The organism is Streptomyces sp. TS71-3, assembly GCF_018327685.1.
In the GTDB taxonomy this organism is placed as follows: Bacteria; Actinomycetota; Actinomycetes; order Streptomycetales; family Streptomycetaceae; genus Streptomyces.
The window spans coordinates 1201279-1224976 of the sequence record NZ_BNEL01000003.1 but is presented as its reverse complement, the minus strand read 5'-3'; the positions used below and the strand labels follow the sequence as shown (position 1 = coordinate 1224976).

The 23698-nt window shown below is 72.6% G+C and carries 18 protein-coding genes, 1 tRNA gene and 2 pseudogenes; 9 read left to right on the top strand and 12 right to left on the bottom strand.

Going from position 1 to position 23698, the window contains the following annotated elements; all coding sequences use genetic code 11:
* Nucleotides 1-407: 407 nt before the first annotated feature.
* A complete protein-coding gene (locus Sm713_RS29615; protein WP_212913057.1) occupies nt 408-1355 on the bottom strand; it encodes an ABC transporter substrate-binding protein in 948 nt (315 codons plus the stop codon).
* Nucleotides 1356-1890: 535 nt separating this feature from the next.
* On the opposite strand from Sm713_RS29615, the gene Sm713_RS29610 reads away from it, so the two are divergent.
* From Sm713_RS29610 to Sm713_RS29595, 4 genes are all read left to right on the top strand, one after another.
* Nucleotides 1891-5100 (top strand): HAMP domain-containing protein, encoded by a 3210-nt coding sequence (locus tag Sm713_RS29610; protein WP_249416779.1) that lies wholly within the window; start codon nt 1891-1893, stop codon nt 5098-5100.
* The gene (locus tag Sm713_RS29605; RefSeq protein ID WP_212913056.1) at nt 5097-5618 is read left to right on the top strand and encodes a roadblock/LC7 domain-containing protein; all 522 of its coding nucleotides are present in this window, start codon (nt 5097-5099) and stop codon (nt 5616-5618) included. The genes Sm713_RS29610 and Sm713_RS29605 overlap by 4 nt, the downstream gene beginning before the upstream one ends.
* Before the next feature lie 73 nt (nt 5619-5691).
* On the top strand, nt 5692-6468 hold the full coding sequence (locus Sm713_RS41785) for a DUF742 domain-containing protein (protein WP_374196089.1): 777 nt from the start codon (nt 5692-5694) through the stop codon (nt 6466-6468).
* Nucleotides 6469-6544: 76 nt separating this feature from the next.
* Nucleotides 6545-7072 (top strand): ATP/GTP-binding protein, encoded by a 528-nt coding sequence (locus tag Sm713_RS29595; protein ID WP_249417037.1) that lies wholly within the window; start codon nt 6545-6547, stop codon nt 7070-7072.
* 159 nt (nt 7073-7231) lie between these two features.
* Here Sm713_RS29595 and Sm713_RS29590 read toward each other — a convergent pair whose 3' ends face one another.
* The 6 genes and pseudogenes from Sm713_RS29590 to Sm713_RS29565 all read right to left on the bottom strand — a co-directional run bounded on the left by Sm713_RS29590 (nt 7232) and on the right by Sm713_RS29565 (nt 13690).
* A complete protein-coding gene (locus Sm713_RS29590) occupies nt 7232-7897 on the bottom strand; it encodes an ABC transporter permease (RefSeq protein ID WP_212913054.1) in 666 nt (221 codons plus the stop codon).
* A complete protein-coding gene (locus Sm713_RS29585; protein ID WP_212913053.1) occupies nt 7894-8643 on the bottom strand; it encodes an ABC transporter permease in 750 nt (249 codons plus the stop codon). The genes Sm713_RS29590 and Sm713_RS29585 overlap by 4 nt, the downstream gene beginning before the upstream one ends.
* The gene (locus Sm713_RS29580; RefSeq protein ID WP_212913052.1) at nt 8640-9944 is read right to left on the bottom strand and encodes an ABC transporter ATP-binding protein; all 1305 of its coding nucleotides are present in this window, start codon (nt 9942-9944) and stop codon (nt 8640-8642) included. Before Sm713_RS29580 ends, Sm713_RS29585 begins: the two co-directional genes overlap by 4 nt.
* A 511-nt stretch (nt 9945-10455) precedes the next feature.
* Nucleotides 10456-11247: a serine hydrolase gene (locus tag Sm713_RS29575; RefSeq protein WP_249416778.1), complete on the bottom strand. Its 792-nt coding sequence runs from the start codon at nt 11245-11247 to the stop codon at nt 10456-10458.
* A 538-nt stretch (nt 11248-11785) separates the two neighbouring features.
* Nucleotides 11786-12258, bottom strand: a pseudogene (locus Sm713_RS29570) (NUDIX hydrolase).
* Nucleotides 12259-12360: 102 nt separating this feature from the next.
* Nucleotides 12361-13690 (bottom strand): annotated as a pseudogene (locus tag Sm713_RS29565) (transcriptional regulator).
* A 193-nt stretch (nt 13691-13883) separates the two neighbouring features.
* Between Sm713_RS29565 and Sm713_RS29560 the strand changes: the two are divergent.
* The 4 genes from Sm713_RS29560 to Sm713_RS40815 all read left to right on the top strand — a co-directional run bounded on the left by Sm713_RS29560 (nt 13884) and on the right by Sm713_RS40815 (nt 15225).
* Nucleotides 13884-14273, top strand: a complete 390-nt coding sequence (locus Sm713_RS29560; protein ID WP_212913051.1) for a DUF6415 family natural product biosynthesis protein — start codon at nt 13884-13886, stop codon at nt 14271-14273.
* Complete coding sequence (locus Sm713_RS29555) at nt 14270-14464, top strand: hypothetical protein (protein ID WP_212915158.1); 195 nt, start codon at nt 14270-14272, stop codon at nt 14462-14464. Before Sm713_RS29560 ends, Sm713_RS29555 begins: the two co-directional genes overlap by 4 nt.
* A 150-nt stretch (nt 14465-14614) precedes the next feature.
* Entirely contained in the window at nt 14615-15133 is a 519-nt protein-coding gene (locus tag Sm713_RS29550; protein WP_249416777.1) for a hypothetical protein, read from the top strand.
* Nucleotides 15082-15225 (top strand): hypothetical protein, encoded by a 144-nt coding sequence (locus Sm713_RS40815; RefSeq protein ID WP_249416776.1) that lies wholly within the window; start codon nt 15082-15084, stop codon nt 15223-15225. Before Sm713_RS29550 ends, Sm713_RS40815 begins: the two co-directional genes overlap by 52 nt.
* A gap of 178 nt (nt 15226-15403) precedes the next feature.
* On the opposite strand, the gene Sm713_RS29540 is transcribed toward Sm713_RS40815, so the two are convergent.
* A tRNA-Lys gene (locus Sm713_RS29540) sits at nt 15404-15476 on the bottom strand.
* A 347-nt stretch (nt 15477-15823) separates the two neighbouring features.
* Here Sm713_RS29540 and Sm713_RS29535 point away from each other — a divergent pair.
* A complete protein-coding gene (locus tag Sm713_RS29535; RefSeq protein WP_212913050.1) occupies nt 15824-16927 on the top strand; it encodes a DUF5954 family protein in 1104 nt (367 codons plus the stop codon).
* 80 nt (nt 16928-17007) lie between these two features.
* Here the strand turns inward: Sm713_RS29535 and Sm713_RS29530 are convergent, their stop codons facing one another.
* The 4 genes from Sm713_RS29530 to Sm713_RS29515 all read right to left on the bottom strand — a co-directional run bounded on the left by Sm713_RS29530 (nt 17008) and on the right by Sm713_RS29515 (nt 23698).
* A complete protein-coding gene (locus Sm713_RS29530) occupies nt 17008-18810 on the bottom strand; it encodes an amino acid permease (protein WP_283249829.1) in 1803 nt (600 codons plus the stop codon).
* 287 nt (nt 18811-19097) lie between these two features.
* The gene (locus Sm713_RS29525; protein ID WP_249416774.1) at nt 19098-21980 is read right to left on the bottom strand and encodes a DEAD/DEAH box helicase; all 2883 of its coding nucleotides are present in this window, start codon (nt 21978-21980) and stop codon (nt 19098-19100) included.
* Between the two features lie 437 nt (nt 21981-22417).
* On the bottom strand, nt 22418-23173 hold the full coding sequence (locus Sm713_RS29520; protein ID WP_212913049.1) for a hypothetical protein: 756 nt from the start codon (nt 23171-23173) through the stop codon (nt 22418-22420).
* 174 nt (nt 23174-23347) lie between these two features.
* A complete protein-coding gene (locus tag Sm713_RS29515; RefSeq protein ID WP_212913048.1) occupies nt 23348-23698 on the bottom strand; it encodes a metallopeptidase family protein in 351 nt (116 codons plus the stop codon).

Sequence of the window (23698 nt, the reverse complement as noted above, 5' to 3'; positions counted from 1 at the left end):
TCGTACGGGGTGATGTGCGTGGGCCGGATGGGGGTGCGGGCAGCCGCGGTGGCGGAGGCCGGGCGCCCCGGCCCCGTCCGCCTGAGGGGCCCGGCTCCGTCCGCGCCCGGGGCCGGCCCCGTGCTCACACCCCGTGTGAATCACGCACCCGTGTTCGCGGTGCGCGCACACTGCCCGGGCGCCCCCGGTGCGGGGTCCACTGGAGCAAGGCCGTGCGGGCTCCTGAGTGCCCGCACGGAGGGGGCCGCCTCACTTCCCTGCCCACGCCGGCGGCTCTCACCGACTTCGGCCGGTGGAGCGGTCCATCCACCGACCGAGGCCAGGTGTCCCGGCACCGGTCCATCCGAGGGGGCGGCTGTCAGCCGCGCCCGCCGGTGCCGGACACCTTGGCAGGCCGCGGGCCGCGATCAGACCAGGTGCTGCGAGGAGAGCCACGCCTTGGCGACGTCCAGCGGGTCCTTCTGCTGGTTCTGGACCTCGGTGGCGAGCTTGAGGAGCGTCGCGGTGTCCAGCTTCGCCGAGACGGCGTTGAGGGCGGCCTCGGCGTTCTTGGGCAGGTCGGGCTTGTACACCAGCGGGACGACGTTCTCGAAGCCGAAGAGGTTCTTCGGGTCCTGGAGCGCGACGAACTTGTTCTTCTGGATGGACGGGTCGGTCGTGAAGACGTCGCCGACCTGGATGTTGCCGCCCTTGAGCGCCGCCACGGTGAGCGGGCCGCCGGCGTCCAGCGCCTTGAACGACTTGAACTGGAGCCCGTAGACCGACTTCAGGCCCACGACCCCCTGCTGGCGGGTCTGGAACTCGGGCGAGCCGCCGATCACCAGGTCGGGCGCGGCGTCGGCCAGGTCGGCGATCGTCGAGTCGGACGTGAGGTGGTACTTCTTGGCCGTCTCGGCGTTGACCGTGACCGCGTCCTTGTCCTGGGCCTTGGACGGTTCGAGCAGCCCGAGCTTCGGCGCGAGCTTGTCGGTGACGGCCTTGTCGGTCTCGTCGACGGTCTTCGGGGTGGCCTTCTTGTCGAGGTACGCGAGCAGGGCGCCGTTGTACTCGGGCATCACCGTCAGCGTGCCGTTCTTGATGAGGCCGTAGGTGGTCTCGCGGCTGCCGATGTTGTTCTTGTACTCGACCTTGACGCCCTTGGCCTTGAGCGCCTCGCCGTACATGTCAGCGATGAGGGTGCTCTCGGCGAAGTTGTTGGAGCCGACGACCACCGTGCCGCTCTTGCCCGCGTCGCCCTTGAGCGGGTCGCCGCCACCGGAGCCGCTGTCGGACGAGGAACAGCCGGTCAGGGCCGCCGTCAGGGCGCTGGTCAGAGCGGCCGCCGTGATCGCGAGGGTGCGCTTTCTGCTGCTCATGGTTCCGGTCACGTTTCCTTATCCAGGCAGAGGCTGTGGCGTGCCGACCGCACGGTTGTACGGGAGGCACGTGCGCACGATCCAACGGGGGCCCGAACGCAGAGTCAAGCGCGTTCGGATTGCGATACGGCCGCGCCGGGCGGCCCGCGGGGCCGGTGCCACCTGGCACGGGCGGCCCGGCGCACCCCGCGAAGCGGCCGGACTGGCGGCCCTGGGCACAGCCGTTCGGGAGGCCGGCCGGACTGCCGGAGGCGTCCGCCCGGCGGGCGGCCGGATGGCGTGCTCTGGTGCAGATGTGATCGACTTCGCCCCGGATCGTGGCCGATTGTTGGTCGATTCGTGGGCGCGGCGGTTTGACGTGTCGCTAGTCTCGCCATACGTACGGTCCCGTGGACCCTGTCCCCCACCATGCAGTCCGTGTCCCGTAGCACGCAGTCCGCCGCACCCCCATAGCACGTCGCTCGTCGTCCGTGGCTCGTCGTTCGTCGTTCGTGGCTCGTTCGTGGCTCGTCGCTCGCCGCTGCAAGGAGGCCTGGTGCCCGCGCACAGGAAGGACCCGTCGAGACCCGGCGCGCCCGAGGTGGGCGGTGGAGGGCGCTCGCGCGGCCCGCTGCTCGACCGCCTGCCCTTCCGGCGCAAGCTGGACATCATCGTCTTCGTGCCGGTGCTGGTGGTCGCGGCGATGCTGGCCTTCCTCGCGTACCAGCAGATCGGCCAGGCCAGGGCCGCAGGCGACACGGCCCGGCTGGTGCGCAGCAGCGAGCAGGTCGCGAAGCTGATCGACGGCCTCCAGGCGGAGCACCGCCAGGCGCTGCTGGTCGGCCTGCGCTACGAGGCGATGGGCGCGGACGTCACCGAGGCCCCCGACACCGCCCCCTACCTCGCCGCGCAGCAGACCGTGAACGCGCAGGTCCAGACCGTCCGCGAGGCCTTCGGCAGCCGCCTGCCGGCGGCCGAGGCGCAGGCGCTGAAGGAGATCGAGGGCCTGGACAGCCTGCGCAGCAGCGTCGAGCAGGGCCCCATCCCCGCCGACAACATCGACCCCGCCTACGGCGGTGCCGTCGACGACCTCATCAACGGCCTCGGCATCAACGGCTCCACCCCCGCCGACAGCACCGGAACGGCGGACGCCGGCCCCGCCGCGGGCGACCCCGACCGCGTGGACGACCTCGCCGGATCCGCGCCGGCCACGGACACGCCCACGCCGCTCACCGGCACCTCGGCCACCCTGCTGGACGCCCTGCTGCGCGCGGACACCGCGCACGCCACCTTCGAGACCAGCGTGTTCGCGGCGCGCACCGGCGACGCCAACGCGCTCATCGAGTTCACGTCCGCGGTCGGCGCCCACGACCAGTTCGGCTACCAGGCCGACCGGTTCCGCCGGCACGCCGACGCCGCCCAGGGCCAGAGGCTGGGCGCCATCGAGCGGACGGCCGACCAGAGCGTCATCGCCGAGCACTACGCCGCGCTCCAGGTGGACCCGAGCGGCCTGGTCGCCGAGAAGCCGGAGCAGGTGCACGCCGCGCTCGCCGCGTCGCTGCGGGACGTGGGCACCTACGAGCGCCAGGCCCGGCACCGCCTCTCGGTCACCCGCTCGCTGATCGGCGACATCGCGGCCGAGACCCAGCAGGCGTCCAAGCAGGCCTGGTGGCGGGCCGGTGCGCTGCTGCTGGCGGCCGTGCTGGCGTTCGCGGCCTGGCTGCTGTTCTCCGTACTGGCACGCCGCTCGGTGCTGCGGGCGGTGCGCACGCTCACCCGTGCGGCGCACCGGGTGGCCGAGGCGACCGGCGAGGAGCTGGCCCGGGTCGCCGACGACGACGCGGCCGACACCGGGCCGCCGCGGCTGGCCGCCGTCGCGGTGCCGGTGCGCGACGAGATCGGAGAACTGGCCGAGGCGTTCAACCAGGTGCAGGTCAAGGCGACCGCGCTGCTGGAGCGCCAGGTGCTCAGCCGCCGCAACTTCGCGGAGATGTTCGGCAACATCGGGCGCAGGGTGAGCAATCTCACCGCACGCCAGCTCGCGCTGATCGACGCGGTCGAGCGCGGCGAGACCGACCCTGAGGTGCTGGAGCGCCTCTACCGGATCGACCACATCGCGGTGCGGCTCCAGCGCAACGCCGACAGCCTGATGCTGCTCGCCGGGCTCCGCGAGACCGGCTCCGACCTCGGCCCGGTCCGGCTGAGCAACGTGGTGCGGGCCGCCCTCGGCCAGATCGAGTCCTACCAGCGGGTGAGCCCGCGCGCCGACGGCGACGTCACCATCTCGCCGGACGTGGTCGGGGACCTGACGCTGATGCTGGCGGAACTGCTGGAGAACGCGGTGACGTTCTCCCCGGCCAGCACCCGGGTCGAGGTGCTGCTGCGGGTGGGCGCCGGCGTCCCCTCCGGGAGCGGCGCGGGTGCCGCGGGCACGGCGGCGGAGGCAGACGAGGACGTGGCGGACCCGTGGACCGGCGCCTCCCGGCGGCTGGTGACCGACGGGGCCGTGGTGGAGATCGTCGACCACGGCCTGGGCATGAGCCCCGGGCGGCTGGACGAGGAGAACGCGCGGCTGGTCCGCCGCGAACGGCTCGACCTGGTGCCGACCAAGGTGCTCGGCCTCTTCGTGGTCGGCAGCCTGTCGCGCCGCTGGGGCATCCAGGCCAGGCTGTCGCGCACGCCCGGCGGGGGTGTCACCGCGACGGTCATCGTTCCGCCCATGCACCTGCTTCCGGTCCATGCGGAGGCGGTGCCGCCGCGGCCGATTCCCGCGCGGCGGCCGGATGACCCGGCCCGGCGGCCGGCCCGCTCGGGGCCGGCCACGGGGAAGGGGTTGCCCCGGCGGGTACCGGCGCCGAGGGCGGCGACCGGGTCGGCGACCGGCGACGACGGATCGGGCAGCCGGTCGGCGGCCGGCGATCCGTTCTCCGCTGGGGGGCCGTTGCCCCCGGAGGGCCCCTTCACCGCGGACGGCCCGTTCCCGGCGGACGGCCCGTTCCCCACCGACGACCGGTTGCCCGCCGAGGACCCGCTGCCCGCCGAGGACCCGCTGCCCGTCGAGGACCCGTTCTCCACCGGCGGCCGGTTCCCCGCTGACGACCCGTTCTCCACCCGCGCCCCGTTCCCGACCGGCGGTCCTTTGGGGACTGACGGTCCTTTCTCGACCGACGGTCCGCTGTTCGCCGACGACGCCTCGTTCATCGACGGGTCCTCGTTCCGGCGGGGCTCGGTGTCCGCCGACCGGTCTCCGGCGGCGGCGGGCGGCCCGGAGGCGGCCGGCCGGCGGGTGCCGCGGGAGCGGGGCGCGCGGGGTCCGGCGGGCGGCGCGCAGGACCGGCGCACCCCGGTGCCCGGGGCGCACTCGCCGCATCCGCTGCGGCGCCGGGTGCGCGGGGCGACGCTGTCGGCGACCACCGCGTCGAGCGTGCTGCCGCCGCAGCCCAGCACCCAGGCGCCGCCGGGGTGGCGGCCGGTGGACGCGGAGGCGGCACGGCGGGAGATGGAGGAGTTCGAGGCCGCCGTGGAACGGGCCCAGCGCGACAGCGCACGCCAACTGGGCGCAGGCTATCTTCGACTACGCGATCGGCTGACGGGAACTCAGGAAGCGCAACCTCCACAGGGGTCACGGGCGTCTGTTCCGCCGGACGCATCTCGTCAGGTACCACCCAGTCAGGCACCACCTCGCCAGGGACCGCCCCCGCACCCCGGGGGACGCCCCACCACCGGGACAGAGCAGTCCTCATCCTCAGAAGGGATGGGTCAATGACCACCAGGACCGACGGGTCCGCTTCCGGAGCGGCCGAGCCGCGCCCCGGCGCACGCATACCGCACCTGCCTTCCCCTCAGGCCGACCCCGAACTGCACGGCGCGGCCGAGGACTTCAACTGGCTGCTGAGCCGGTTCGCCACCCAGACCGCGGGTGTCGTGGACGCCATAGGCGTCTCGTCCGACGGCCTGCTGATCGCCGTCTCCCGGCTGCGCGACCACGCGGACTCGGAGCGGCTGGCGGCGATCGTCTCCGGCCTGACCAGCCTGGCCGCGGGCGCCTCCGGGCACTACGGCCTCGGCGGCCTCAACAAGGTCATCGTCGACCTGGAGGGCGGGCACCTGCTCGTCTCCGCGCTCGGCGCGGGCGCCGTGCTCGGCGTCGTCACCTCGAAGGAGGCGAAGCTGGGCAACATCGCGTACGAGATGGCGCTGTTCGCCAACCGCGCGGGCGCCGCACTCAGTCCGCAGCTCATCATGGAGCTGAAGAACTCGGTGGGCTCCGCGGCCGCCGAATGAACCCGATCCGGCGGCGGCACGTACGGGACGGTGGAGACGGCGAACGGGCACGAGCGCGAGGGAGGTGGACCCGATGAGGGCCGGTGACACACCGTCCGGGCGCCCTGCGGACGACGGGTCGTACCCCGCGGGGCCCGGCGCCGGGGGACTGTTCGCCGACGACGCGTACGCCGACGGCGCCTATCCCGACCTGACGCGACACGACTTCCCGCGCCCCGGCCTCCCGGGTTCCGGCCTCACGGGCCCCTCAGGCATGCGCCCCGACGGCTCTGCCCCCGACGGCTCGCTCCTCGACGGCTCAGCCCCCGACGGCTCGCTCCTCGACGGCACGCGGGGCGGCGGCCCGCGGCACGAGCGGGCGCCCGGCGGCGGTTGGAGTCCTGAGAGCCCGTATGATGAGGCGGGGTACCCTGAGGCGCCGGGTCCGTACCCCGAGGCGGAGTACGGCGATTCCGGATACGCCGAGCCCGAGTATCCCGCCTCCGCGGTCCGTCCGTTCCTGCTCACCGCCGGCCGGGTGGCGGGGGGAGACGGGCTGGTGCCGCCTCTCCCGGTGGAGACGCAGGTCGTGGCGACGAGCAGCGGTATCGCCGCTCTCGACACCTTCGCCTTCGAGCACCGGGACATCGTCGCCGTCTGCCAGGAGCCGCAGTCGCTGGCGGAGATCGCCGCAAAGCTCCGTATGCATCTCAACGTCATCCGGGTGCTCGCCGACGACCTGCGCGCCGACGGCCAGCTGTCCTTGTACCTCCCGCAGGGCAACCCCGCCCGCGATGCCTCCGTCCTGAGAAGGGTTATCGATGGACTCCGCGCCGTTCCCGACTCCAGGGGTGCCCGCCGTGACCTCTGACGCCCCGGAGCACGGTACGGCCGTTCGGCAGGAGAGAGCCGACGGCGTTCCGGCGCGCCCGCCGCTGCCCGTCAAGATGGTGATCGCGGGCGGTTTCGGGGTGGGCAAGACGACCACGGTGGCGTCCATCTCCGAGATCGAGCCGCTGACCACGGAGGCGTCGATCACGTCGGTCGCCGCGGGCGTGGACGACCTCAGCCACACCCCGCAGAAGACCACCACCACCGTGGCGCTGGACTTCGGCTGCGTCACGCTCGACCCGACGCTGAAGCTGTACCTGTTCGGCACGCCCGGCCAGGAGCGGTTCGGCTTCATGTGGGACGACCTGGTGGAGGGCGCGCTCGGCGGCCTGGTGATCGTGGACACCCGGCGGCTGGACGACTGCTACGCCGCCGTCGACTACTTCGAGCACCGCGAGATCCCGTTCGCCGTGGCCGTCAACGCGTTCGACGGTCAGCTCGAACACGACCTCAGCGATGTGCGGTGGGCGCTGGACGTGCGCGAGAACGTTCCGCTCACGGTCTTCGACGCGCGTGAGCGGGGGTCCGTGCGGGACGCGCTTCTGGTGGTCCTGGAACACGCGCTGGCGCGCGCGACGAGCTGAGCGCCCCGTAAGGGGGGCGAGGAACCGCGCGAGCAACCACGACGAGACCGTCAGATCGCCACCGGCCCGAAGAGGGCGGTTTCTGTCGCGTGCGGCCATCGGCCGGTGGTGGTTGCTCGCGCAGTTCCCCGCGCCCCTATCGGGGCACCGGAGCGTGGGTCAGCGCCTCCGTACCCCCCGGGAGACGAACGTCCGCCCCACCGTCCAGAAGAGGGCGAGGACCAGCAGGGCGAGGACGGCGACCAGGGCGGCGCCGCCCACCACCTTCTCGTAGTTCCGCTGGTAGAGCCCGTCCACGATGTAGCGGCCGATGCCGCCGAGGCTCACGTACGCCGCGATGGTGGCCGTGGAGACGATCTGGATCGCCGCCGACCTGAGCCCGCTGAGTATCAGCGGCAGCGCCACCGGCAGCTCCACCTGGAAGAGGATCTTCACGGGGTGCATCCCCATGCCGCGCGCCGCGTCCACGGGCGAGGCCTCCACGCTGCGCACCGCCTCGTAGGTGGTCACGAGGATGGGCGGCACGGCCAGCACCACCAGCGGGATCATCACCGGCAGCGTGCTCAGGCCGATCAGCACGAACATCAGCACCAGCAGGCCGAAGCTGGGCAGCGCACGCGCCGCGGTCGCCACGAACGCCAGCGCGTTGCCGCCCCGGCCGGTGTGCCCGGTGACCATGCCGATCGGCAGCCCGATCGCGGCGGCGATGGCCAGGGCCGCGGCCGAGTACTCGATGTGCTCCAGCACCCGCTGCGGGATGCCGTCGTAACCGTGCCAGTGGGCGCTGTCCGAGAAGAAGGCCTGCATGAAGTGGAAGACGTTCACGGCACACGCTCCAGGGCCGGCGCGGCGCCCTCTCCGGCGCCCGGGGACGACGTGCTTTCGTCATGCGATCCGCCGCCGCGGCGCCCGGCACGGGCAGAGCTGCGCGCGCCGCGCGGCTGCCAGGGCGTGAGGAGCCGCCTGACCAGCACGAGCAGCGCGTCGGCGAGGATGGCGAGCACGGCGGTGGTGACCACGGAGCTGACCGCGAGGATCGGCCGGTGGTAGAACATCGCGTCGGCGAGCAGGTTGCCCAGCGCGCCCTGGTTGCCGATCAGGGTGCCGACGCTGACCAGGCTGATGCTGGAGACCGTCGCCACCCGCAGCCCCGCGATGATCGCGGGCACCGCGATGGGCAGCTGCACCTGGAGGTAGCGGCGCACCGGGCCGATGCCCATGGCGGCGGCCGCGGCGTTCGTCTCCTCGGGCACCGACCGCACACCGTCGACGATCGCCGGGACCAGCACCACCAGGCTGTAGAGCGACAGCGGGATCATGACGGTGATCTGGCTCTGACCGGTGTAGTCGATCAGGACGACGAAGAAGGCCAGCGACGGCACCGCGTACAGCACCGTCGTGACCCACAGGACGGGTGGGTAGATCCACTTGAAGCGGACGCAGAGCTGCCCGATCGGCAGCGCGATCAGCAGCCCGGCGACCACCGGGATCAGCGCCTCCTCCAGATGCCAGCCGACGAGCCCCAGGTAGCTGTGCTGGAGGTCGCTGGGCATGTCGAAGAACTCGTTCACTGCGCGGCCTCCGCGCCGGCGCCCGCCGCGGTGTCGGGCTCCCCGCCGGGCTCCGCGGCCGTCCGGTCGTCCGGGCGCTCCGCGGCGCCGCCGGCCCCGCTCGCCGCGCCGGGGCCGCCGGAGCCACCGGATACGCCGGAGCCGCCCGCACCCGCACCGCGCGCCGCGCCCGCCCCGTACGCGGCCTCGTCCCGGGCCCGGATGGCGCGCTCGGCGTGCGCCGCGCGGATCGCCGTGGCCACCGTCTCCTGCGAGGCGACGCCCACCACGCTGCCGGTGCGGTCCACGCCGACGGCCCAGCCGGTCGGCGACAGCACCGCGCAGTCGAGGGCGACGCGCAGGGAGTCCCGGCCGAACTCGAAGGTCTGTCCGTACGGCGTGAGCGTCTTCTCCCCGTCCGTCCACTCGGCCGGCTCCGCCCACCCGAGCGGCTTGCCGTCCACGTCCGTGACCAGCACGTACGGCACGTCGGGGGTGACGCGCTTGGCGACCTGCTTGGCGGTGGCGTCGACCGCGACGACCGGGGCCGGGTCCAGGTTCAGCCCCGCGGAGGAGAAGAACGAGAGGCCGCGGATGCCGCGGTCGGCGCCGAGGAAGTCCGCCACGAACGGGTCGGACGGAGCCGACAGCAGCTCGTCGGGCGCCGCGAACTGCGCGAGCTTCCCGCCGGTGCGCAGCACGGCGACCTGGTCGCCGAGCCGGATGGCCTCGTCGATGTCGTGCGTGACGAAGACGATGGCCTTGCCCAGCTCCGCCTGGATCCGCAGCAGCTCCTCCTGGAGGCCGCGCCGGACGACCGGGTCGACCGCCGAGAACGGCTCGTCCATCAGCAGCACGGGCGGGTCGGCCGCCAGCGCCCTGGCCACGCCGACACGCTGCTGCTGGCCGCCGGAGAGCTGGTACGGGTACCGCTTGGCCATGGACGCGTCGAGGCCGACGCGCTCCATCAGCTCGGCCGCACGCGCGCGTGCACGCTGCTTGGACCAGCCGAGCAGCCGCGGCACGGTGGCGATGTTGTCGACGACCGTGCGGTGCTGGAAGAGGCCGGCGTTCTGGATGACGTAGCCCATGGAGCGGCGCAGTGCGTTGACCGGCTGCTGCTGGATGTCCGCCCCGTCGAGAAGGATCCGGCCCGCGGTCGGCTCGATCATGCGGTTGATCATTCGCAGGGTGGTCGTCTTCCCACACCCCGAGGGGCCCACCAGCACGGTGATCGAGCGGTCTGGAATCTCCAGCGACAGCCTGTCGACGGCCACGGTGCCGTCTGGATACCGCTTGCTGACATCTTCGATGACTATCAAGGCGCCAAACACCCCTCGGTCTTGGCCTGGCGGGTTGGAAGAAGCTTCGGATACGTGGCTGCGGCTGCGTGGGCTCCTGGCGGGCTCCTCGGGCCCACCGGCTCATCAAGCTCGTCCCGCCCGTGCTCTGCACCTCCCGGCCGCGAAGCTGTCCAGGACGGCAGGGGGCAGCCGTGAGTGCGAAAGTGTAGGCGGCCTCCGTGCGCCGGAGCGCCCCAGGGGTGCCGGACACGCCGGTGAGGCGCTGTGGGGAGCCCTCCGACCTGCCTGTTTGCGGCCGTCCGGCCACACCGCTCATCCGCGGCGGCACGGGCCCGGTCCGGCGGCACGTCCGGCCGGGGTGTCCGGGAGTCCGGGGTCCGGGTGTCCGGCTGTCCGGCTGTCCGGCTGTCCGGCTGTCCGGCTGTCCGGCTGTCCGGCTGTCCGGCTGTCCGCGCAGCTCAGCAGCGGTGACGGGGCTCTGGCACCGCTGCTGGGGGGATTCCGGACGGCGCGGTTGACGGGACTCCGGTCAGCGTTGCTGAGGGGACTCCAGCCGGCGCGGCTGAGCGGTCCGGCACGGGCCGGGTCGACGTACCTGATCCGGCACGGGCCGGGTCGACGTACCTGATCCGGCACGGGCCGGGTCGACGTGCCTGATCCGGCAAGGTCGGGTCGACGTACCCGGCGCGGCGGGGAGCAGCCGGCCGCCGGCCAGAGCGCGGAAGAAGGTGTTCAGGTCGGCGGCGGTGCTCACCACGCCGGAGTCCGCGGTGTGCTGGAAGCTGTGCTCGGTGACGTCGAGGCGGTTGCCGTCGGGGCCGGTCAGGTACGCGTTCACGTGCAGGTCGGGCAGGTGCGGGTCGAGCCCGGGGATGGAGGTGTCCCGCAGTCCCAGTCGCGCGATCACCCGGCGCTCGGTCTGCTCCTCCCAGCTCGCACCGCCGGCCTTCTCGGCGACCATCGCGGCCAGCAGGTAGTTGGTGTTGGAGTACGCCCACCGGGTGGCCCCGCCCGGCCGCGGCACGAACAGCGGGCGGTGCTTCATCGCCACGGCGACGAGGTCGGCCGCGGGTGTGGTGTCGTAGCGGTTCTCGTCGAAGTGGTTGACCAGCCGGTCCTGGACCTCCGGGGCGTCGACGTAGTCGTACAGGCCGCTGGTCTGGCGGAGCAGGTCGCGGACGGTGATGCGGCGGCCGTCGTTGCCGTTGCCCGCGACGACCCCCGGCAGCCAGTGCTCGACGGTGTCGCCGAGCGAGAGCCGCTTCTCCGCGACGAGTTGCAGGACCACGGTCGCCGTGAACGTCTTCGTCGTACTCGCCACCCCGGAAGTGCGCGTTCCACGGGATCGGCTCCGAGGACCCGGCCCTCCGGCTGCCGATCCGCGCCATGGGCGGAGCTGCGCCGTGCGCCCCGTCGACCCTGGCCAGGACGTTCACGTCGCCTCCCCCGGCCTCCCGTACGGCGGCCAGGTCCCGGCGCAGCGCGTCCTCGCCGTAGGGGTGAGTCGGCGCCGGGTGGCCGGCGGGGGCGGAGGCGGGGGCGGCAGGGTCAGCGCTCGCGGCGGTCGCGGTCATCGGTGAGGCCATGGGCGAGGCCACCGCGAGCAGGACCGCGGTCAGTACGACGGCCCCGGTCTTCCTGTATGTCTTTCTGGACGACGGCATCTGCATGATCGGATCCCCCGGTGCGGTGCTGCTGATCGGTGACGATCACCAGCCAACCCGTTCCGGGAGCGCGAGAGGATGGTGCTGCCTCCCGAATGAGGGGTGTGGACAACCCCCACCCGCACACAAGTTGCGGCGCCCGAGCCAGTGCACCCCTTGCCGCGTTGGAAGAAGGCGGCGCTTTCGTCGTGCTCGCTACCCGAGACGCATGCGATGCAGCATCAGCAGGGCTGATACCGCGTTCGCCGAGCGGATCGCGCCTTGCTCGATCAGCTCTGGCACCTTGGCCAGTGGCACCCATTCACGGCGCGCCGACTCGAACGCGTCCCTCGGCGTACCGATCTCCTTTGCCGAGTCAGCCCAGTACACACGGTGATGCGATGTGGAGATGCCGGGCATCGGATCCAGCGCCAGCAGCAACCGCATGGGCCCCGGGCGCCAACCGGTCTCCTCTTCCAGCTCCCGCGCCGCGGCGACGGCGGGGTCTTCCCCTCTTCGGCCACACCGCCGGAGGGCAGCTCCCATCCCCATGCCTCGGTGATGAACCGGTGGCGCCACAGGAGCAGCACCTCGTTCGCGTCGTTGACAACCGCTGCGACCGCGACGGGCCGCAACCTGATCACGGTGTGATCGAGATGTCGGCCATCCGGCAGTACGACATCGGCCATGTTCACGGTGACCCACCGGTTCTCGTAGACCGTACGTTCCTCAAGAGCCCGCCACACGGACACCCGCCACACCTCTCCCTCGGCTCCCTCGGGGGTCTCACGCTACAGAGGGATGGTCAGCGTCTGATCGATGCTGGCCACGATCTCCTTCGTGGCAGCGCTGCGAGTCGTGGCGAGGCGCCGGCGTACGGTCATGAGCCTCTCGGCCAGTCGCTGCGACTCCATCCCCTTGACGGTCTCCAGCATGCGCGCCGCTGTGCTCACCGCACGGTCCACGTCGCCGGCACGCAGTTCCACGTCAGTGAGCGTGGCGAGCCGGTGTACCCGGCCCCGATCGTGCGCCTGTACCGAGACGGCTTCGGTTGCGTACCGTTGGGCCGGACTCATTTCACCGAGCCTCATCAGGGTGTCCGCCATGTTGGATTCCAGCAGGCCCGGCTGAACGTACCCGGTCTCTTCCGGCTCCTCGTCCGGACGGATCCTCCCCGCCGCGGTCTCCGCGTGTGTCATGGCCCGGTGTGCAGCGGCCTGGTCACCCATGCGGGAGAACGCCTTGGCCTGCATGGCGTGCAGATCGCAGGCCAGGGCCTGAGACATGGCGGTCCCGGCGGTGCGCAAGCCTGCCTCGGCGAATGACACAGCCTGCCGGTACTCGCCCATGTACAGGGACTGATTGACGAGCAGCGCGACCACGTACCCGCCGAATGCCCTGTCACCGCTCGCCTTCGCGAGCCTGAGCGCCTGATGAAAGTACCGCTGGGCGAGCCCCTGGGAGTTCGAGTCGTAAGAGCAGATGCCGGCAATGGCTACGAGGCCTCCGACTGCCCGGTGCAGTTCACGGCCGGTCGCATCCGAGTAGCTGCCCCGCAACAGGGGTGCGGCCTCGGTGACCAGGAAGTTTCGGACGCGACCGCGTGTCGCGACACCACCCGTCTTCCGGTACATCTGCTCGTAGTGGGCGCGCAGCTCGCAATGCGTCGACGTCCTGAAGGCCGACCTGGATGGTGCCTCGGCTGGACACGTCCATGTCGTCGGGAGGGTTCTCCCATTCCCACACCGGTCCCACTGCCGGGAGCCCTGTGATGACGGTTGCGTTCTGGAGGTCGTCACGCTGCTGTTCGTCGCCGCGCCACAGGGCGATCGCTCGACCTACGAAGCCGTCGAGCGGCGACGAAGCAGCGGGCGCCGCAGTGCCCATGCCGATGTCGTCGAGGGAAACCGTGCGGCCCAGCCGATGGGAGAGGACGGTTGCGATGACGTCGGGAACGGTGCCGCGAGGCCGCTGGCCCTTCAGCCAACGGATTACTGAGCTGTGGTCGTAGCGCATTGATTTCCCCCGTGCAGCGCCGGCGTGGTTGACGCGCGCGGCGAGGCCGACGCGTGACATGCCCGCTTCGTCCAAGAGGGCATCAAGCAAGGTGTTCGGTTCCATGACGTTGCCCCTCAGTGACCAAGTGAAGCCAGCTTAGTGACGGTCCGATCACACAGTGTGTGAACGACTCAATGACGCACAGCCCTCGCGCACACTCCCCAGGACCGCTCTCCCCAGGCAATCTCAATGGCCTGGCAGCTCCGTCAACCGCTCTCGGTTCCGGGGCATGGCTGCTGAGTTGCAAGGAGCCGACGTGACCGAACACGTCCCATTGACGGCTGAGGAAGCCCGCCTCCGGCCGCTTGATCTCGCACCGCTGCGCGCGGCCGCTGCCGAACCGCTCGACGACGGCGCACCGCTGCCCCGGTTCGATGACCTCGCGGAGCTGACGTCCCGGCTGCGAGGCCATCTCCAGGTCCTGATCCCTCCGGTGGAGGACGCCGCCCGCGCCTTCCCGGAGTACGACGGCGGCCGTGTCCGTGCGCTCCTGTCCGTTCAGAGTGCGCGCGTGCGCCTGGGCTCGTCCCCGGGCGCCGGCCTGGTGTCCGCGCGGGAGCACGCTCGGGGCCTTGCGCGCGAACTGGCCTCGCTGTGCGACCACTACGAGACGCTCACCGGCGCGAGCACCGTGGAGCGGGCATGACCGGCAGGTGGCCGAGCGCCGCGGACCGTGAGCCCACCCATCCCCGCATGGCCACGACCTGGTGCCACTGGCATCAGGGCGAAACCATCACCGGCCTGCTCATCGCCGTGATCGAGCAGGCGTCAGGGCCTGGTGCCGCCCTCTACGCCTGCGAGACCTGCCGCCGGAAGTTCCGGCTGGAACCGGCCTGACACCGCCCTGCCGCTGAGGCGGAGCGCGGCACGGGCACCAGCACGCCCCGACGGGCGTGATGCCGCAGGAGGACCCCGCCCCCTTCCCCTCCAGCGCATGGGACATGAGGCGGGCCCACCATCCGCCACGACTCCCAGAAGGAGATCGTCATGACCACGACCCTCGAACGGCCCGCGGTCCCCACCACACGGGATCCACGCGAGATCCTGAACGCGGTCGCCCCGCACGTCACCGAACTCACCGCCAACGTTCTCGAGAGCGGCATGAGCATCTGGGACCGCGAGGTCGCCCTGCTCCTGCGCGACCACACGATGGTGCGCGACATGGCCGAGCGCATTCTCGGCAACGCCGTCATGTACGTCCTCGGCTCCATCGAGCACCGCGACGTACACCTTGGCGTCGGCAGGCTCGTCGACGTCGGTGTCCGCCAGCTCATCCTCGACACACCTGTCTGGTGGGGCATCTGCCGCCTGTACAACGGCGGCCGGTTCAAGCACCACGCCCCGTTCATCCAGCGTCGGCCGGCGGCGGCCGGCTCGTGTTCTCCCAGCCGCCGGCCATCCCCGGGGCCTACGGCCCACAGGGCATGTACAGGGGCGGCTTCGCCGGGAAGGACATGTTCACCTACCGCTACAGCTACCGGCCGGCCGTCTGGGAGCGGCTGCTGACCCGCGCCGGCTTCGCCACGGCGGAAGCCACCGTCCTCGACGCGCCGGAGCCGGGCCACATCGGCACCCTCCTGGTCCAGGCACGGGCCTGAGGGCGCTCTCCTCACGGCCCGCCCGGCCGTGCTGTCAGTGCTGGGCCTACGGTCACAGCGTCCCCGTCCACGCTGCTGGCGCTCGTGCCAGGGACTCCGGGGCCGCGCCCGATCTCCAGCCCCTGGGAGCGACGACTTCGGCCCCAGGCCAGAAGACCTCTGACCTGGGGCCGAGCGGTAGGCCGTGTGGGACTCGAACCCACAACCAATGGATTAAAAGTCCACTGCTCTGCCAATTGAGCTAACGGCCCGCAACCTGCAGCATAGCGGGCCGACGTGCGCGGGCCGTGCCCCGTCCTCGGGGGAAACGGGGTGGGCACCCGGGAGGGCGAGGGCCTGGGTGGGGATGTCCGCGCCGGTGAGCGCGTGAAGCTGACGGGGCGGCCGCTGGGGCCACGGCCCCGGGAGCGGGCGCCCTTGGAGCGTCACGGAAGGTGCTGCGGCGGCCGATCACTTGCCGAAGTCCACCGGTCGGACCCGTTCACTCCCGATCCCCCACGACCCACCCGCGCGCATTCCCGGTCACCCCGATGCAACACCCGCACGCGTTGAGTTCGGATGGCCCCACGCACCGTCCCCGTAGGGCGATGCTGGGGCCATGTCTGAGTACGGCGAACACGTGCCTGCGTACCGGAAAGTCAGAGTGGTGGCCCACGAGGACGCACCCGCTGCCGCCCTTGCCGATGTCGAGGCCTGGGAGGCCCGAGAACGCTATCCGGATCTGATGTCCGGCGGAGGGCCGCTGTTCGCCGTGGTCCAGGAGCTGGAGTCCGGCGGCTGGGAGATGCTGACGCGCGCCGACGCCACCCCGCAGAGCGCGCGCGACTCCATGACCGCCATCTTCCGCAAGCGTGCCGAGGAAGTGGCTCTCGCCGGCGACACCGCGGGGCAGCAGGACCTGCTCGCCACCGCCGAACTGCTCGACTGGGAGCGGCACGACGACCTCACCGTGGCCGGCGTCCGCTACCGCGTCGCCCGCGCTGAACCGTTCATCCGCATGGGCCCCGACGGCCCCGAGGGCCCGCGCCCCTCCGACCCCGACCCGGCGCCCGTCGGCAAGTCGCACGAGTTCCGGAGCCCCACCCGCGGCTTCGTGATCGACCCGTTCGCCGGGACGGGCCTGTCCGAGAGCATCCTCCGCCTCGAACTGCTGGGGCTGGTCCGCAAGGCCGGCACCGTCCCCCACGAGGTCCGCTCGGACTCGCAGCTCGCGAAGCACTCGCACCCGGGCGGCGTGCTGCTGCCCGCCGAGTTCGTGACCGCCGAGTGTGTCAACGGGCACTGGCAGCCGACCGCGGGACCCTCCGAGACCCCGCAGGGCGCCCGGGACGCCCTCGCGATGTACCTGCGGGTGATGGCCCCGGTCCTGGAGCGCCTGGACGACGACGAGCGCGCGGAGTACGCCCGGATCGCCGACCGCCTCGACGCCGAACGCTGCGACGAGCTGGAGATCGGCGGCAAGCCCACCCGCATCGTCCGGGTCGAGCGCCTGGTCCGGGTCGGCCCCGACGGCCCCGAGGGTCCGCGCCCCTCCGACCCCGACCCCGACCCGCCCGCCGCCCTCCAGGCCCAGCAGCTGCGCGAGCAGGGCGTGAACCTGGACGACGACGAGGAGGACGACCCGTCCCCCGAGACGAAGGAACTCATCCACCTCTTCGAGCAGGAGCGCAAGCGGCAGGAGAAGCTGGCGGAGGGCTCGTAAGCCGCTTCGTTTCGGTTCTCCCCGGCTCTCGGGGTGACGGCGCGCCCGGGCGCCCTCCACGGCCGCCCGGGCGGGCCCGCCTACCCCCGCCGCTCGGCCTCCCGAGCAGCCTCCCGCGCGCTCTCACGGGCGATGGTCCGCTCGTGGTCCGGGTTGAGGAACCAGTGGCGTGCCGACGCCAGCCACCACGTCGACGCGAAGCCGAGCACGACCAGCACGGCGACCGGCGCGTAGTTGAACGTCTCCCAGGTCACGGGCGAGACCTGCGGCAGCATGAAGAGCACCGTGATCACGCCGACCCAGACCACCGCGACCACCCCGACCGGCCGCGACCAGCTCCCCAGGTGCCAGGGTCCCCGCTCGAACGAGTCCCCCTTGAGCAGCCTCAGCAGCGTGGGGATGACGTAGGCGATGTAGAGCCCGATCACGGCGATCGAGGTCACCGCCGCGTACGCCGTCACGTTGATCAGGTACGGCAGCCCGAGCACCAGCGCCCCCAGGGAGGCCAGCCAGACCGCAGCGACGGGCGTGCGGCTGCGCGGGCTGACGGTGTGCCACACCCGCGAGAGGGGCAGGGCGCCGTCCCGCGAGAAGGCGTAGATCATCCGGCTGTTGGCGGTGACCGAGGCCATGCCGCAGAACAGCTGCGCCCCGATCACCACGAGCAGCAGCAGCTTCCCGGCCGTCGCGCCCAGCGCGTCGAGCAGGATCTGCGCGGGCGGCGCCCCGGTCGGCGAGGCCAGCTCGCCGTCGTACGACTGGATCGCGAAGGTGAAGCCGAGCAGCAGGACGAAACCGGCCACCCACGACGTCCAGATGGACCGGACGATCCCGCGGGGACCTGCCGTCGACGCGTCGTGCGTCTCCTCCGTCATGTGCGCGGACGCGTCGTAGCCGGTGAACGTGTACTGGGCCATCAGCAGCCCGATGAGGACGACGTACACGCCGCTGCCCCAGCCGGTGTTGTTGACGAAGCGGGTGAAGACGAACGACGCCGACTGGTGGCTGTCCGGGGCGATGGCCAGCGCCGCCACGATCACCGCGACGCCCAGCACGTGCCACCACACGCTGACGCTGTTCAGCAGGCCGACGATGCGCACCCCGAAGGTGTTCAGCAGGCCGTGCAGCAGCAGGATCGCCGCGAAGAGCAGGATCGTGCGGCCCGGGGTCACCGTGAAGTCGAACTGGAGGTTCAGGTACGCGCCCAGGAACGACGCCGCACCGAAGTCGATGCCGGCGGTCACCGCGACCTGGCCCAGCACGTTGAACCAGCCCGTGAACCAGGCCCAGGCCGCGGCCGTCCGCTCCGGGGCCAGCCGGTGCGCCCAGAAGTAGAGGCCCGCGGAGGTCGGGTACGCCGAGCAGATCTCGGCCATCGCGAGACCGACGAACAGCGTCATCAGGCCGACGCCCACCCAGCCCCAGGTGATCAGCGCGGGGCCGCCGGTGTTCATGCCGAAGAGGTAGAGGGTGAGGCAGCCGGAGAGGACGGAGATGATCGTGAACGAGACGGCATAGTTGGAGAACGCCGACATCCGGCGGGCCAGGACCTGGGTGTAGCCGAGCTGGGCGAGACGCTCCTCGTCGGAGAGGACGGCGCCGGACGGCGGGGGGTCCTTCGCTTCGGACCGCTGACCCTTTCCGGACCGCTGACCGTCTTCGGGCGGCTGTCCGGGTTCTGGTGGCTGACCGTCCGTGGGCGGCTGACCGTCTTCGGGTGGCTGACCGTCCGTGGGTGGCGGTACGTCGGTCCGGGTCGCGGAGGCGCCCGCCCAGGTCGGGGGCACGTCCGGTTCGGCGGAGGGAGCGGCCGGGCCGGCCGGGGGGACGTCCGGGGCGGGGTCCGGCCGGGAGGGGACGGGGGGCTGCGAGTCCTTTGTCATGCACCCAGCGATTCCCCCACCGGGTCCGCGGCATGCGCACGCGCCACACGCGTATGGCGTGACAGGGGCGCGTGCCGGGGGCGGACGCGGGTGGATGGGGTGGGGATGGGGGTGGATGGGGTGGGGACGGGGGGGGGACGGGGGGGACGGGAGATGGGTGCGTACCGGCCGGGTGCCCGTGTCGGGGACGGTCGGTCGGGCGCGGCCCCGGGACGGCCGAACGGCCGGGGAGGGCCGCCGAATCGGCGGCCCTCCCCGGCCGTTCTCACGCGTTGAGCAGGCCGGACTCAGCCGTTGCGCTTCCAGCGCGGCTTGTCCTCACGGCGGCGGTACGTGCCGCCCGCCCCACCGGACGCGGAACCGGAACCGGAGCCGGAACCCCGGTGGTCGTCGCGCCGGCTGCTGGGACGGTCGTGGCCGCCCGGACGGTGGCCGCCGGAGCGGTGCGTGCCGGCGGGCCGGTCGTCGCGGCGGTCGCGGTTGAACGGCCGGTCGCCGCCGCGGTAGCCGCCGCGGTCGTCGTGGCGGAAGCCGGGACGGTCGGTGCGGTCCCTGTCCTTGTTCCGGTCCCAGTCCCGGCCGCCGGCGGCCGGGCGGCCCCGGTCGCCGTAACCGGCGCGGTCACGGTCGCCGTAGCGGTCGCCGCTCCGGCTTCCGTTGCCGTAGCGGTCCCTGTCCCGGCCGAAACCGGGGCGGTCGCCGTCGCGGCGGCCGTCCGTGCGGTCGCCGTCACGGCGGAAACCGGGCCGGTCACCGTCACGGCGGAAGCCCGGCCGGTCGCCGTCACGGCGGTCGAAGCCGCGGCCCGAGCGGTCGCGGTCCCCGCCGCGGTCGAAGCCGCGGTCACGGTCCCGGCCGAAGCCGCCGCGGTCCCGGTCACGGTCCCAGCCGCGGCCGCGGCCCTGGTCCTGGCCCTGGTCCCGCTGGCCGAAGGAGCGGCCGCCGCGGTCGTCCCGGCGGAAGCCGCCGGAGCGATCGTCGCGCCCCTGACCGCGTCCGTCGCGACGGTCGTCACGGCGGTCGAAGCCGCGGCCGGCACGGTCACGGTCGCCACCGCGGTAGCGGTCACGGTCGCCGTCACGGCGGAAGCCGGGACGGTCACCGTCGCGGCGGTCGAACCCGCGGTCGCGGTTGCGGTCACGGTCGGAATCGCGGTCCCGGCCGCGGCCGAAACCACCGCGGTCAGCGTCGCGGTCCGCGCCGTTCGCCCGGCCGGTGCCGGCGGCGCGGTCGTCGGTGTCCTGCGGACCGGCCTGCCGGGGCACGGAGACGGGCGCCTGAGTCGCCACGGTCGCGGCGGCACGTGAGCCGGCACCGTCCGTCGCGTCCGTCGCCTCGGCGGAGGTGGAGGCGGAAGCGGAGTCGGAAGCCGTCCGCGCACCCGTACCCGCGCTGAGCGCGTCCGGGCCGGAGGTGCCGGCGACGGGCGCGTCCTGGGCGGCGGCATCCGGAACGGCGGCGTCCGAAGCGGACGGCACAGAGGTGACAGATGCAACAGAGGAGGAGTCGGACCGCGCGGACACCGCGCCGGCCGGCACGTCCGCGCCGGACGCGGCCGTGTCCGTCTGTGCGGCGCGCGGTTCCTCGCCCCTCTCGCGGGCGGCCCGGGCCGTCAGCGACTCGGCCTCGTCGCGCAGTTCCACGGCGCGGCGACGGACGCGTTCCAGCTGCTCGGTGAGGTCCCTGACCTCGCGCTCCGCTTGCTCGGCGGCGCGTCCGGCGGACTCGGCCTGCACCTCGGTCATCGACCGGGCACCGGTGATCTCCGCGACCTCGGGGTCGAACACCCCGCCGCCGCCCACGATGTGCCGCGCGGCCTGCACGCCCGCGTCCTCCATGAGGCGGAAGATCTGCCTCCGCTGGTGCGGCAGGGCGAGCGAGACCACCGTGCCGGACCGGCCCGCGCGCGCGGTGCGGCCCGAACGGTGCAGGTAGTCCTTGTGGTCGCCGGCCGGGTCGACGTTCAGCACGAGGTCGATGCCGTCGACGTGGATGCCGCGGGCGGCGACGTCGGTGGCGACGAGGACGTTGACGTAACCGTCCTTGAAGTCGGCCAGGGTCCGGGTGCGGGCGCCCTGGGTCATACCGCCGTGCAGCGCGTCGGCGCGCACGCCGGCGTCACGCAGCTGCTCGGCGACGCGGTCGGCGCCCATCTGCGTGCGGACGAACACGATCGTGCGCCCCTTGCGCGCGGCGATCGCCGCCGTCACCGGCGCCTTGTCGCGCGGCTTCACGATCAGGATGTGGTGGCTCATCGTGGTGACCGCACCGGCCGAGGGGTCCACCTCGTGGGTGACGGGCGCGTTCAGGTACCGCTTGATGAGCGTGTCGATGTCGTGGTCGAGGGTGGCCGAGAACAGCATGCGCTGGCCGCCCTCCGGAACCTGGTCGAGCAGCTCGGTGACCTCGGGCAGGAAGCCCAGGTCGGCCATCTGGTCGGCCTCGTCGAGGACGGCGACCTGGACGCTCTGAAGGGAGCAGGCGCCGCGGCCGATGAGGTCCCGCAGCCGGCCCGGGGTGGCGACGAGGATGTCGACGCCGCGCTCCAGCGCGTAGATCTGGTTGCCCATCGAGGTGCCGCCGCAGACCACCTTCATGCGCAGCCCGAGGACGTCGCCGTAGGGCTGGAGGGCGTCGGCGACCTGCATGGCCAGCTCGCGGGTGGGCGTGAGGATGATGCCGCGCGGCCGCTTCTTCTCGGTGTAGCCGCCCGCGAGGGTGGCGAGCAGCGGCAGGCCGAAGGAGAGGGTCTTGCCGGAGCCGGTCCGTCCGCGGCCGAGGATGTCCCGGCCGGCCAGGGCGTCCGGGATGGTCGCGGCCTGGATCGGGAACGGGACGGTCACGCCGTTCTGCGCGAGCTTGCGGACGACGCCGTCCGGGAGGCCGAGGTCCCTGAAGGTCGGCTCGGCGGGCTCGACGGCCTCCGTGGTCTCGGTGGCCTCGGAGGGTTCGACGGCCTCGGGGGTGGCGGAGGTCTCGGTGATTTCGGCGGTCTCTTGGATTTCGTTGACCTCAGAAGAGTCGGTGGCCCCGGCAGTCTCGGTGGACCCGGGGGTGTCGGTGGCCTCGGAGGTCCCACCGCTTGCAGCGGTGGCCTCGACGGTACGGCCTGGTGTTCCGACCTCGTCGGCCTCGGGCACGGCGACGTGGTCAGGACTGGATACGGACATGCAGCTGCAAACCTTCCGGAGTTCACGGCACGCGCTCGGACTCCGCGAGGTCATACGACCGCCTCAATGCGGTCTGCCACGGCAAGCAAGGAGTACGCGCCACACGCGGCGCGCTTCTGTCCCCCGCTCTAGTTGGGGAGTGCGCCGGGCAAATGGGATCAAACGATCTACCACCTTACGGGTCCCGGGACCCGTAAAGCAAACCAGCAGGGGGACGGCGGACCTCCGCCCCAACGACCACCTACGGTCACCCTGTGCCGATCGGGGCTCGCCACCCGTCACGGATCACGTCCCGGCCTGATCAGCGATCACGTCCGGGGTCGTCACGGATGACGTCCGGGGTCGTCACGGATGACGTTCGGGCCCGTCACGGATGACGTCATGCCAACGCCGCCCGGCGCCGCGGCATTCCGCTGGACATCGCATGGACATCGCGCCTAGACATCGCGTCGCGCGGCGCCGTGCGACGACGGGTCGGCCCACGGCTGCGGGACGTCCCCCTGGGCCGAGGGCGAGCCGTTCTCGGTACCCCTGCCCGCGCCCGCCGGCCTGCTGGCACTCGCCGGCTTGCTCGCTCCGGGGGGTGCCGGGGGCGGGGTGGGCGTGGGGGTCGGATCCGGGGTCGGCTGGGACGGGCCGGTCCCGCCGCCGGCGGGCGGCGGGGTGCCGGTCCCGCCGGAGCCTTCGCCGCCCGGGTCCGAGGGATGGCCGGACGGCGTCCCGGAACCGGAACCGGCGCCACCCGTCCCGGGCCGCGTGGGACCGTCCGGCCGGGGCGTCGTTCCGCCGTGCCCCGCGCGCCCCTTTCCCTTCCCTGCCTCGTGCTCGCCGGACTTCCCTTTCCCCTTGCCGTCCCTGCCGTCCTTGCTGTCCTTGCCGTCGTCGCGGTCGTGCTTCCCGTCACCCTCGGCCTTCTTCCCGGCCGTGTCGCCGGCGCCGTCCGCGTCGCCCTCGCCGGACCGGCCGTCCGTCCCCGGTCCGCCCTGCGCCGCCGCCCCGCCGACGGCCGAGGCGACCTCGGGCTGCACGGCCGACCGCGAGGGCACGGGCGAGCGCACCGACCCCTGATCGCCCTCGGCGGCGAAGCTCATGCACCCGGCGGACGCCGCCACGGCCACGACGGCCGCGGTGAGCCGGAGGGGAACGCGCAGCGGTCTCTGGAAGGCACGCAGCGAACGGTCGGATACGTACAAGGGGCGCACGGAAGCCACCTCCGGGGCACGGGGCACGGATCCACCTGCCCAACTCCCGCCGCCGTCACGAGGACACGCGCCACACCGACCCCAAACGGCCCGGAGGGCCCCACACCGCTCGTTTCCAGCCGTCATGGCCGACCCGGGCCCCGGCTCTCGTGCCGCCGAGCCCACTCACCCGTACCCGAGGGCGTGGAGCCGTGCGTCGTCGATGCCGAAGTGGTGGGCGATTTCATGGACCACCGTGACCTCGGACTCCCGGACGACCTCCTCCCGGGTCGAGCACATGCGCAGCGTCGGACCCCGGTAGATGGTTATGCGGTCGGGCAGCACGCCCGCGTACCACTCGCCCCGCTCGGTCAGCGGCGTGCCCTCGTACAGGCCGAGCAGGCCGGGGTCGGACGGGTCGGGCTCGTCCTCCACGAACACCGCCACGTTGTCGAGCAGGCGCATCAGCTCGGGCGGGATGCGGTCCAGCGCCTCGGCGACCAGTTCCTCGAACTCCTCGCGCGTCATCTCCAGCAC

Excerpts from the sequence above, each read along its gene's own strand:
- Sm713_RS29615 (WP_212913057.1), bottom strand. The coding sequence starts at position 1,355 with ATGAGCAGCAGAAAGCGCACCCTCGCGATCACGGCGGCCGCTCTGACC.
- Sm713_RS29605 (WP_212913056.1), top strand. The coding sequence starts at position 5,097 with ATGACCACCAGGACCGACGGGTCCGCTTCCGGAGCGGCCGAGCCGCGC.
- Sm713_RS41785 (WP_374196089.1), top strand. The coding sequence starts at position 5,692 with ATGAGGGCCGGTGACACACCGTCCGGGCGCCCTGCGGACGACGGGTCG.
- Sm713_RS29595 (WP_249417037.1), top strand. The coding sequence starts at position 6,545 with ATGGTGATCGCGGGCGGTTTCGGGGTGGGCAAGACGACCACGGTGGCG.
- Sm713_RS29555 (WP_212915158.1), top strand. The coding sequence starts at position 14,270 with ATGACCGGCAGGTGGCCGAGCGCCGCGGACCGTGAGCCCACCCATCCC.
- Sm713_RS29550 (WP_249416777.1), top strand. The coding sequence starts at position 14,615 with ATGACCACGACCCTCGAACGGCCCGCGGTCCCCACCACACGGGATCCA.
- Sm713_RS40815 (WP_249416776.1), top strand. The coding sequence starts at position 15,082 with ATGTTCACCTACCGCTACAGCTACCGGCCGGCCGTCTGGGAGCGGCTG.
- Sm713_RS29535 (WP_212913050.1), top strand. The coding sequence starts at position 15,824 with ATGTCTGAGTACGGCGAACACGTGCCTGCGTACCGGAAAGTCAGAGTG.
- Sm713_RS29530 (WP_283249829.1), bottom strand. The coding sequence starts at position 18,810 with ATGACAAAGGACTCGCAGCCCCCCGTCCCCTCCCGGCCGGACCCCGCC.
- Sm713_RS29525 (WP_249416774.1), bottom strand. The coding sequence starts at position 21,980 with ATGTCCGTATCCAGTCCTGACCACGTCGCCGTGCCCGAGGCCGACGAG.